This window comes from Streptomyces poriferorum (genome assembly GCF_019399235.1).
Taxonomy (GTDB): domain Bacteria; phylum Actinomycetota; class Actinomycetes; order Streptomycetales; family Streptomycetaceae; genus Streptomyces; species Streptomyces poriferorum.
The window spans coordinates 19,347-29,661 of sequence record NZ_JAELVH010000142.1 but is presented as its reverse complement, the minus strand read 5'-3'; the positions used below and the strand labels follow the sequence as shown (position 1 = coordinate 29,661).

Here is a 10,315-nt window from a genome sequence, read left to right as displayed (position 1 = left end):
GCCCCGGCCCCCGTCCTCTCGCCCATGCTCCAGCGCCTCGCCGCCGAACGGGCCACCGGCGCCCTGATGCGCGACCGCGGCACCCTCTACCTGGCCGACGGCAAGGTGGTGCACGCCGAGAGCCCCGCCACCCCCGGCATCGACGTCCTGCTCACCCGTGGCGGCGCGCTGCGCCGCGAGGGCTGGTGGGACGCGGTCGCCCAGGCCGGTGCCGGGCAGCGGGTGGGCCGCTACCTCGTGGACAGCGGCCGGGTGCCGGGCGGCGCCCTGGAGCTCTGCCACCTGGGGGCGCTGTACGACGCCGCGTTCTTCGCCCTCGCCCCGACCCGGGCCCCGGCCCGCTTCCGCTACGGGGTCGCCCACTGGATCGGCCCGGTCCGCCCCGTTCCCGTGGACGCCGTGCAGCGCGAGACGCTCCGGCGCCGGGAACTGCTGGACCGGATCTGGCCGGAGTCGGTGACCGACACTGCCCCGCTCGTGGGCACCGGCCGCCCCGCCGACTCCCCCGTACCGCCGTACCGGCGCCGCGTACTGGAGCGCGTGGACGGGGTGCGTACGGCGACGGACATCGCGCAGGAGCTGGGCAGGTCGGCGTTCCACACCCTGGTCGACCTGCGCCGGCTGGCGGCCGCCGGACTCGTCGCCGCGGTACGGGAGACGGCCGACCCGGCCGGCCGCATCGCGCTCCCCGAGGTCACGGCCGACCCCGACGTCGCCCTGTTGCGCCGGCTCCGAGACGCATTGGAGGCCCTGTGATACGCGCGCTCAGACAGCGTGCCGGGAGGAGACAGCTGATGGTGCCCGAGGCCGAAGTCCAGGATGTCCTGGCCGAGCTCCAGCGGTTACGGGCCCGGGTTCCGCTCCTCTCCGGGGCCCTGGCGGCCAGCACCGACGGCCTCGTCCTGGCCCATGACACCCCGGGGGTCGAGGCGGAGGGCGTCGCGGCGCTGACCGCGGCCGCCCTCGGCGTCTCGATCCGGATGACGGACGCGACCGGCCGCGGCGGCTTCCGCGAACTGCTCGTCCGCGGCGAGACCGGCTACATCGCGACGTACGCCGCCGGCTCCTCGGCCGTGCTGACCCTGCTCGCCGAGGACCGGATCAACGTCGGCCGGCTCCATCTGGAGGGCCGCAGGTCCGGCTCCCGGATCGGCGAACTCGTCGACGCCGCCCTGGAACGCGCCCCGCAGCCCGCGCCGGGCCCACGGGCCCCGGTGCCCCGCACCGCGCACCAGCCCGGGCCTCTGCCGCACCGCCCGACATGACCCCGCACGAGCCCGGCACGACCCAGAAACGGAACCGGTCCTCCCGACCGGTCAGGGAAAGGAAACGAGTACTCATGGCGAACACCGAAGCGTCACTGAAGGAAGCGATGTCGTCCATCGAGGGCACCACCGGTGTCGCCCTCGTCGACTACACGAGCGGCATGGCGCTGGGCACCCTCGGCGGCGGCAAGGACTTCAACCTGGAGGTCGCCGCCGCGGGCAACACCGACGTCGTACGCGCAAAGCTCCGCACCATGGAGCACCTCGGCATCAAGGACGAGATCGAGGACATCCTCATCACGCTGGGCACCCAGTACCACCTGATCCGGCTGCTCAAGACCCGTGGCAACAACGGCCTGTTCCTGTACCTCGTGCTGGACTCCGGCCGGGCGAACCTGGCCATGGCCCGCCACCAGCTGAAGAAGATCGAGGCCGACCTGGAGATCTGAGACCCCGCGTCTCAGTAACCCCGGCGTCAGCGGGAGCGCCGCGCCCCACCTGGCGCTGCGTCGCCCGCCGCGGGCCCCGTCGTCCGGTAGGCCTCGACCTGCTTGCCGGCGGGGCGCCCGCGCCCCACCCGGTCCGTGCGGACCCAGTACAGGACGTCGTCCCGGCGCTCCCGCTGCCCGATCCGGACCGCCTTGGCCCACAGCCCGGCACCGGCCCCTGCGAGCAGCAGCCCGCCCGCCCCGGGCACGGCGAACGCACTGGCGACCGCCGCGAGGAACGCCCCCAGCAACCACCAGCGGTGCCCCCGGCGCCAGTTGCGTACGGTCACGGCCCGGTCCTGGAGGAAGTCGGTGCGGCCGGCCCGGGTGGCGTCCCGGGCGAGCGCGGCATACCGGCCCCCGCGCGACAGTGCGACGACGGCCATGGTGACCAGGAACAGCGCCGCCCCCGCCAGCAGTCCGATGCGGCGGCCGGTGAGTCCCGGCACCAGTGCCCCGATGGCCGCGGCGACCAGGCCCGGCCACCACATGGGCGCCGCTCCGGCCCGTACGATCACGGCCACTCTCGCCAACGACTGCGCTCCGCGCCCCACGTCCGTGCCCCTCTCGACGACTCCTGCGCACCATTGCGTGGGCGCAGATTAAGGGCCGTACATGAGCGACGTCTGAGAAACGGCGGTGGTGGTCGCGGAGCAGTGACGCCGGGTCCCGTCACTCGACGAACAGGCCCCGCGCCGCCGCCCGCGCGTCGAACTCCTCCAGCCTCGCCTGCGCGTCGGGCAGTTCGTCGCACATGGCCTCCAGCAGCACCCGCCCCAGCAGCATCGGCGCGCAGGCGGTGTCGAAGGCGAGCCCCGTTCCCACGGCGGCGGGGATCAGCAGATCGCTGTGCGCGGCCACCGGAGCGAAGGCGGAGTCCGCGACCGAGACCACGGCCAGTCCCTGGTCCCGCGCGTGGGCGAGGGCCTCCACGACCTCGCGGGGGTGGCGCGGCAGCGCGAAGCAGATCAGCGCATTGGCACCGGCCCGCCGGGCCGCGTCGATCCGGTCGTACAGCATGCTGCCGCCCTCGTCGAGGACCCGGACGTCCGGGTGCACCTTGGCGGCGAAGTATCCGAAGCCCCGGGCCTGCGAGGAAGCGGCGCGCAGCCCGAGCACGAGCAGGGGCCGCGAGGCGGCGAGAAGCCGTCCGGCCCGTTCGACGGGCTCCGGGTCGGCGAGCAGTTCGGCGAGGTGGCGCAGGTTCTCGATCTCGCCGAGCACCGCCTGCTGGTACTCGTTGTACGTGTCCTCCCCGTCGGCCTCGGCGGGCCCGGCCGGGGCGACCTCGCGCAGGTGCTTGCGCAGCGCGGGATAGCCGTCGAACCCGAGGGCGACGGCGAACCGGGTGACGGAGGGCTGGCTGACCCCGGCCAGTTCGGCCAGTTCCACGCTGGAGAGGAACGGAGCGTCGCCGGCCCTGCGCACCATCGAGTGCGCGATGCGCCGCTGCGTGGGCGTGAGCCTGCGCCCCTCGAACAGCTGCTGCACACGCGCGGCCGGGCTGCTCCCGCTCATGCTGTCCCCTCGGTAGATCGGCCGTGCCGGGATCCGGCACCGACGAATCCATTCAGCCAGCAAGCCGTCTGCATGTCCATATGCAGCCGTTCCGTGGACGGGTCGCCGACCGGCCCCTGGGCCCGGTCCGGACGAAGGACCCTAGGGGAAACCGGGGGGCTAGCCCCACTGACCCGGCCGTCCCCGCTTCGTACCGTAGAACCATGGACGCACCCGACACCGAGCTCAAGAAGGAGCTCAAGGCCACCCTGCAGGCCCGCAGCGAGCTGGGGGCCGAGTACGAGTCCGCGCTCGTCGAGTCGTTTCTCGAAAAGGTCGAACAGCGCCTCGACGGCACGCTCGACCGCCGGGTCCGGCGCCATCTCGCCGAGCAGCAGATCAGCGTCGCCCGCGGGGCGCGCACTCCGCAGCTGCCCCTGGGGAACTTCGGTGAGCGCTTCGGGTTCGGGATCATCTCGATGATCCTGGCGATCCCGCTGTCCGCCATCGGTGTCGCGAACGCGGGGATCGAGGGGCTCGTCGTGGCCTGGCTCGGCATCGTCGGCGTCAACATCGTCCAGGCCGCCCACAGCGGGCGGGTGTTCGGGCGCCGGGAGAACGAGCGGCGGACGACGTCCGACTGGGAGGACTGAGCGCCTCAGGCCTGCCGGGTCGGCAGCACGACGACCTGGCGCAGGTTGATGTGGCGTGCGCGGCTGGTCGTGTACGCGATCAGGTCGGCGATCTCGTCACTGGAGAGCCCGCCGAGCGCGTCGAACATGCCGTCCAGCTGACCGCTGAGTTCCGCGTTGTCGACATGGCCGGCCAGTTCGGAGTCGGTGAGGCCGGGCTCGATGTTCGTGACGCGGACGTCGCGCGGGCCGAGTTCGGTGCGCAGCGAGGCCGACAGGTACGTGAGCGCGGCCTTCGTGGCCCCGTACACGGCGTAGTTGGGGAACGTGACGTGCGCGCCGATCGACGAGATGTTGACCAGATCGGCGGTGCGGCCCCCGGCGGCGGCCGCCACCAGGTCGGCCGTGAAGGCCCGGATGATGCGCAGGACACCCGTCACGTTCGTGTCGAGCATCCGCTGCCATTCGTCGGCGCGGCCCGCGTCCACCGGGTTCGGCAGCATCACACCGGCCGCGTTGACCACCAGGTCCACCGGGCCGAACTCCGTACGCACCCGCTCGGCGGCGGCGTCCACGGACGCCTGGTCGGTGACGTCGGTGACCACGACGAGTGCCTGGCCGCCGTCGGCGGTGATCTTCCCGGCGAGTCCCGTCAGCCGGTCCTCGCGGCGGGCCAGCAGCGCCACCCGTACCCCTTGGGCGGCGAGCAGCCGTGCCGTCGCGTTCCCCATGCCACTGGCGGCTCCGGTGATGACTGCGGTACGGCCGGCGAGCGTTGCGTACGACATGTCGGTACTCCTCGGTGCTGGTGCTCCGGGGCGCTTCCCCGGGCCGGTCCCCACTCTGTGACGGCGCGCGGCGGCTACCCAGGGGTGCGTCCTTCCTGGGTCCGGCAGTACCAGGCTGGGATGCGGCCGGTCTTCTACGATCGGCCGCATGGACGGCGACCTCGGAGACTTCCTCCGCTCACGACGCGCACGTATCCGGCCCGAGGACGTGGGGCTGAACTCCTACGGCCGCAGGCGCGTCCCCGGGCTCCGGCGCGAGGAGGTCGCCCAGCTCGCCGGGGTCAGCGTCGACTACTACATCCGGCTGGAACAGGGCCGCGGCCCCAGCGTCTCGGACGCCGTGCTCGACGCGATAGCCCGGGTGCTCCGGCTGGACGGGACGGAGCACGCCTATCTGCGCACGGTGGCCCGCCCCGCACCGCGCAAGGCCGCTCAGCCCGCCTCGCAGCGGGTACGGCCGGGGCTGCGACTGCTCCTGGACACCATCGACCCGGCGCCCGCCTTCATCCTGGGCCGCCGGATGGACGTCCTGGCGTGGAACGCGCTGGGTGACGCGGTCGTCGGCTTCTCCCGGATGGCCGCCGCCGAACGGAACATGCCGCGGCAGACGTTCCTGGAACCGGCGGCGCGGGAGCTGTATCCGGACTGGCCGGCCGTGGCGGCGGAGACGGTCGCGTATCTGCGCCTGGACGCGGGACTTCACCCCGACGACAAGCAGCTCGCCACCCTGGTCGGCGAACTGTCCATGAAGAGCGAGGACTTCCGCCGGCTGTGGGCGGACCACCAGGTGAAGGCGAAGACGTACGGCGTGAAGCGGATCGACCACCCGGTCGTGGGCGGGCTGACGCTTCCGTACGAGACGCTCGGCGTGCCCGGCGACCCGGACCAGTCCCTGGTGGTCTACACCCCGGAGCCCGGTTCGGAGACGGCGGAGCGCATCGCCCTGCTGGCGAGCTGGGCCGCCGCGCCGCAGGCGCAGGGCGGGGATGAGGAGGGTGCGCGCGGTCTCCGCGCATAGATGTGTCGCGGGGACCGCCGCACCCCCGGTTTCCCAGGGGGCGGGACGACGGCGGTCCCCGCGAAGGACGCGATCCGGGTCAGGGCCGGATCTCGCATCCGGGCGACGGTGGAGGTCCGGGAGCCGCTCCGTAGTCCGTGTCGCCGTTTCGGTGCCGGCGGGTTTCCCTGCCGACACCCACTAATCTGCCCGAGCCGTGTTAAGCCGGTGCTGCGGCCACGTGTCGCGCTCGTACCGTTTTCACGAAGTGCGCGTTCCGTTCCCGGGCCGCGCGTTCCGTTCTACGGCTTGGCGTTCCGTTCTACGGCCGCGCGTTCCGTTCTACGGCTGGGCGGGCGTGACCGACGCGTCCTTGGCGAGGAACGCAAGCAGGTCCTGCCGGCTGACGACGCCCTTCGGCTTGCCTTCCACGAGCACGATCGCCGCGTCGGCCGCACCCGTGCCGCCGAGCACCGCCATCAGGTCCTCGACCGGTTCGCCGGAGCCGACCTGCGGCAGCGGCGGCGACATGTGCTTCTCCAGCGGGTCGGTGAGCGAGGCCTGCTGGGCGAAGAGCGCGTTCAGCAGCTCCCGCTCGACGACCGAGCCGATGACCTCGGCGGCCATCACGTCGGGGTGGCCGGCGCCGGGCTTCACGATCGGCATCTGCGAGACGCCGTACTCGCGCAGCACGTCGATCGCCTCGCCGACGGTCTCCTCCGGGTGCATGTGGACGAGCGTCGGGATCGGGCCCGCCTTGTAGTCGAGGACGTCGGCGACACGGGCGGACGGGCCGGTGCCCTCCAGGAAGCCGTAGTCGGCCATCCACTCGTCGTTGAAGATCTTGCTGAGGTAGCCGCGGCCGCTGTCCGGCAGCAGGACGACGACCACGTCGTCGGGTCCGAGCCGCTTCGCGACCTCCAGGGCGCCCACGACCGCCATGCCGCAGGAACCGCCGACCAGCAGCCCTTCCTCCTTGGCCAGGCGGCGGGTCATCTGGAAGGAGTCCTTGTCGGACACGGCGACGATCTCGTCGGTGACCGTCCGGTCGTACGCCGACGGCCAGAAGTCCTCGCCGACGCCCTCGACCAGATACGGACGGCCGGAGCCGCCGGAGTAGACCGAGCCCTCCGGGTCCGCGCCGATGACCTTGACGGAGCCGCCGCTCGCTTCCTTCAGGTAGCGGCCGGTGCCGCTGATCGTGCCGCCGGTGCCGACCCCCGCCACGAAGTGCGTGATCTTCCCGTCCGTCTGCTCCCACAGTTCGGGACCGGTGGTCTCGTAGTGGGAGCGCGGGTTGTTCGGGTTGGAGTACTGGTCGGGCTTCCAGGCACCCGGCGTCTCACGGACCAGCCGGTCCGAGACGTTGTAGTACGAGTCCGGGTGCTCCGGGTCGACCGCCGTCGGGCAGACGACGACCTCGGCACCGTAGGCGCGCAGCACATTGATCTTGTCCGTGGACACCTTGTCCGGGCAGACGAAGACGCACTTGTAGCCCTTCTGCTGCGCGACGATCGCCAGGCCCACGCCCGTGTTGCCGCTCGTCGGCTCGACGATCGTGCCGCCGGGCTGCAGCTCGCCGCTCTGTTCGGCGGCCTCGATCATGCGCAGGGCGATCCGGTCCTTGACCGATCCGCCGGGATTGAAGTACTCGACCTTGGCCAGGACCGTCGCCTGGATGCCGGCCGTCACACTGCGCAGCCTCACCAGCGGGGTATTGCCTACGAGACTGATCATCGAATCGTGGAATTGCACCGTGTACTCCGGGGTCTCCGAGATGGTGCCGCAAGAGTATGCGTACGGGCACGAGATTGGGCGAAGCGATTGAACGACGGCCACTTGGGGGCAGTTAGCTCTGTGTACGGCGGTAGGGCAGTACGGCAAGGAGGAGGTGGACCGGACTGTGTCGACGGCAAGGGTGGCACGGCGGATCGCGGCGGGCGCAGCGTACGGCGGTGGCAGCATCGGGCTGCTGGGCGCCGCGGCGGTGGGCGTCCTGCTGGCGGAGGTCCAGCTGGCGAAGCGGCAGGTGGGAGGCGGCGCCGCACCGGTGCCGCCGAGCGCGGACGGGCGGTACGGGGTGGCGTTCGCCGGCCCTGCGGACCCGCTGCGGTTCGGGCTGCTCGGGGACTCCACGGCGGCCGGGCAGGGGGTGCGCCGGGCCGGGCAGACTCCGGGGGCGCTGCTCGCCTCGGGGCTCGCGGCGGTGTCGGAGCGGCCGGTGGATCTGCGGAACGTCGCGCAGCCGGGTGCCCGGTCGGACGATCTGGAGCGGCAGGTCTCGCTTCTGCTCGCGGACCCGGCCCGGGTGCCGGACGTCTGCGTGATCATGATCGGCGCCAATGACGTGACGCACCGGATGCCCGCCACCCAGTCGGTGCGCTGTCTGACGACGGCGGTGCGCAGGCTGCGTACGGCGGGGGCCGAGGTCGTCGTGGGCACCTGCCCGGACCTGGGCACGATCGAGCCGGTCTACCAGCCGCTGCGGTGGATGGCCCGCCGGGTGAGCCGGCAGCTGGCGGCGGCGCAGACGATCGGTTCGGTGGAGCAGGGCGGGCGCACGGTGTCGCTGGGCGACCTGCTGGGCCCGGAGTTCGAGGCGAACCCGCGGGAGCTGTTCGGCCCGGACAACTACCACCCGTCGGCGGAGGGGTACGCGACGGCGGCGATGGCGCTCCTGCCGACGCTCTGCGCGGTGCTCGGCCTGTGGCCGGAGACCGACCGGCTGGACGGGGCGCGGCGCGAGGACATGCTGCCGGTGGCCAAGGCGGCCTCCCAGGCGGCCAAGGAGGCCGGTACGGAGGTCACGGGGGCCCGGGCGCCCTGGGCCCTCCTCAAGCACCGCAGGCGGCGGCGTCTGCCCGCGCCGACGGAGCCGCACCCGCACCCGGAGATGCACGGGGAGACGGGCGGCTCGACGCGGGTGGAACGGCGCCCGGGCACCGGCACGGACACCTCGCCGCGGCACGCCTGAGGGCATGCCGGGCGGGGTCACGCAGGGTGTGCCGCGCGGGCCACGCAGGCGGTGCCGGGCGGGGCCCGCCCGGCCTCGCGTCCGACGCGCCGCCAACGAACTGAGCGGTTGCTTAGAAAAGAGGTCCGCATCACACGCCCTGTCGGGTGACCTCAGCAGTACGTCCGGGTAACTTCCAGAGCAGTCCTGCCAGACAGCCTTCCAGCCCTCATGGAGCCGCGTGATGCCCGAAGCCGTGATCGTCTCTGCTGCCCGTTCGCCCATCGGCCGGGCCTTCAAGGGTTCGCTGAAGGACCTGCGCTCGGACGACCTGACCGCCACGATCATCCAGACCGCCCTCGCCAAGGTCCCCGAGCTGGACCCGAGGGACATCGACGACCTGATGCTCGGCTGCGGCCTCCCCGGCGGCGAGCAGGGCAACAACCTGGGCCGCATCATCGCCGTGCAGATGGGGATGGACCACCTTCCCGGCTGTACGGTCACGCGCTACTGCTCGTCCTCCCTGCAGACCAGCCGCATGGCGCTGCACGCCATCAAGGCCGGTGAGGGCGACGTCTTCATCTCCGCCGGCGTGGAGATGGTGTCCCGCTTCGCGAAGGGCAACTCCGACAGCCTGCCGGACACCCGCAACCCGCTCTTCGCCGACGCCGAGGCCCGCACCGCGGCCCGCGCCGAGGAGTCCGGTGCGAGCTGGCACGACCCGCGCGAGGACGGCCTGGTCCCGGACGCGTACATCGCGATGGGGCAGACGGCCGAGAACCTGGCGCGGATCAAGGGCGTCACCCGTCAGGACATGGACGAGTTCGGCGTCCGCTCGCAGAACCTCGCCGAGGAAGCCCTGAAGAACGGCTTCTGGGAGCGCGAGATCACCCCGGTGACGACCCCGGACGGCACGGTGGTCTCCAAGGACGACGGTCCGCGTGCGGGCGTCTCCCTGGAGGGCGTGCAGGGCCTGAAGCCGGTCTTCCGCCCCGACGGCCTGGTCACCGCGGCCAACTGCTGCCCGCTCAACGACGGCGCCGCGGCGCTCGTGATCATGTCCGACACCAAGGCGCGCGAGCTCGGCCTGACCCCGCTGGCGCGGATCGTCTCCACCGGCGTCTCCGGCCTCTCCCCCGAGATCATGGGCTACGGACCGGTCGAGGCGAGCAAGCAGGCGCTGAAGCGGGCCGGGCTGACGATCGACGACATCGACCTGGCCGAGATCAACGAGGCGTTCGCCGCCCAGGTGATCCCGTCCTACCGCGACCTGGGCCTGCCGCTGGACAAGGTCAACGTCAACGGCGGCGCCATCGCCGTCGGCCACCCCTTCGGCATGACCGGCGCCCGGATCACCGGCACGCTGATCAACAGCCTGCAGTTCCACGACAAGCAGTTCGGCCTGGAGACCATGTGCGTGGGCGGCGGCCAGGGCATGGCGATGGTCATCGAGCGGCTGAGCTGAGCCGGAATGAGTGAGGCGAGAAGCCGAGGGGGACGCCGCCCCGGCTTCTCGCAACTCGGGGAAATCCCGTGACGCTCCGGATCCGCCGGATCACCGGCCATCGGCGCCCGCCGGGCCCACACCGCCTTCCGGGCCCTTCGGCCGGACGAAATGGCCGGTTCCGAGCCCCGACCGTGACCGAATCTCCCCCAGGATGTGACCTATCTCCTGAGGGAGAGTCATTCCCGCAG

At 72.3% G+C, this 10,315-nt stretch carries 11 protein-coding genes; 7 read left to right on the top strand and 4 right to left on the bottom strand.

The features are described from left to right. The 3 genes from JGS39_RS23420 to JGS39_RS23410 form a co-directional block, all read left to right on the top strand. Window positions 1-756: transcriptional regulator (locus JGS39_RS23420; protein ID WP_236065790.1), on the top strand; the 756-nt coding region annotated here is incomplete at its 5' end. Window positions 757-794: 38 nt separating this feature from the next. Beyond that, entirely contained in the window at window positions 795-1,265 is a 471-nt protein-coding gene (locus JGS39_RS23415) for a roadblock/LC7 domain-containing protein (RefSeq protein ID WP_219571371.1), read from the top strand. A 74-nt stretch (window positions 1,266-1,339) separates the two neighbouring features. Continuing rightward, entirely contained in the window at window positions 1,340-1,714 is a 375-nt protein-coding gene (locus JGS39_RS23410) for a hypothetical protein (protein ID WP_219571369.1), read from the top strand. Between the two features lie 26 nt (window positions 1,715-1,740). Here JGS39_RS23410 and JGS39_RS23405 read toward each other — a convergent pair whose 3' ends face one another. Then, a complete protein-coding gene (locus JGS39_RS23405; RefSeq protein ID WP_219571367.1) occupies window positions 1,741-2,277 on the bottom strand; it encodes a hypothetical protein in 537 nt (178 codons plus the stop codon). 148 nt (window positions 2,278-2,425) lie between these two features. Continuing rightward, window positions 2,426-3,271 (bottom strand): MurR/RpiR family transcriptional regulator, encoded by an 846-nt coding sequence (locus tag JGS39_RS23400; protein WP_219571365.1) that lies wholly within the window; start codon window positions 3,269-3,271, stop codon window positions 2,426-2,428. 203 nt (window positions 3,272-3,474) lie between these two features. On the opposite strand from JGS39_RS23400, the gene JGS39_RS23395 reads away from it, so the two are divergent. Further along, the gene (locus tag JGS39_RS23395) at window positions 3,475-3,903 is read left to right on the top strand and encodes a hypothetical protein (RefSeq protein WP_219571363.1); all 429 of its coding nucleotides are present in this window, start codon (window positions 3,475-3,477) and stop codon (window positions 3,901-3,903) included. Window positions 3,904-3,908: 5 nt separating this feature from the next. On the opposite strand, the gene JGS39_RS23390 is transcribed toward JGS39_RS23395, so the two are convergent. After that, window positions 3,909-4,670 carry an SDR family oxidoreductase gene (locus JGS39_RS23390; RefSeq protein ID WP_219571361.1) on the bottom strand — a complete coding sequence of 254 codons (762 nt, stop codon included), beginning with the start codon at window positions 4,668-4,670 and terminating at the stop codon, window positions 3,909-3,911. A gap of 148 nt (window positions 4,671-4,818) precedes the next feature. Here JGS39_RS23390 and JGS39_RS23385 point away from each other — a divergent pair, with 148 nt between their 5' ends. Then, window positions 4,819-5,688: a helix-turn-helix transcriptional regulator gene (locus tag JGS39_RS23385; protein WP_219571357.1), complete on the top strand. Its 870-nt coding sequence runs from the start codon at window positions 4,819-4,821 to the stop codon at window positions 5,686-5,688. Window positions 5,689-6,009: 321 nt separating this feature from the next. On the opposite strand, the gene JGS39_RS23380 is transcribed toward JGS39_RS23385, so the two are convergent. Next, a complete protein-coding gene (locus JGS39_RS23380; protein WP_219571355.1) occupies window positions 6,010-7,422 on the bottom strand; it encodes a cystathionine beta-synthase in 1,413 nt (470 codons plus the stop codon). Window positions 7,423-7,585: 163 nt separating this feature from the next. Here JGS39_RS23380 and JGS39_RS23375 point away from each other — a divergent pair, with 163 nt between their 5' ends. Next, window positions 7,586-8,641, top strand: coding sequence for an SGNH/GDSL hydrolase family protein (locus JGS39_RS23375; RefSeq protein WP_219571379.1), 1,056 nt, complete (start codon window positions 7,586-7,588; stop codon window positions 8,639-8,641). A gap of 223 nt (window positions 8,642-8,864) precedes the next feature. After that, a complete protein-coding gene (locus JGS39_RS23370) occupies window positions 8,865-10,085 on the top strand; it encodes an acetyl-CoA C-acetyltransferase (protein WP_219571353.1) in 1,221 nt (406 codons plus the stop codon). The last annotated feature ends 230 nt before the right edge of the window (window positions 10,086-10,315 follow it).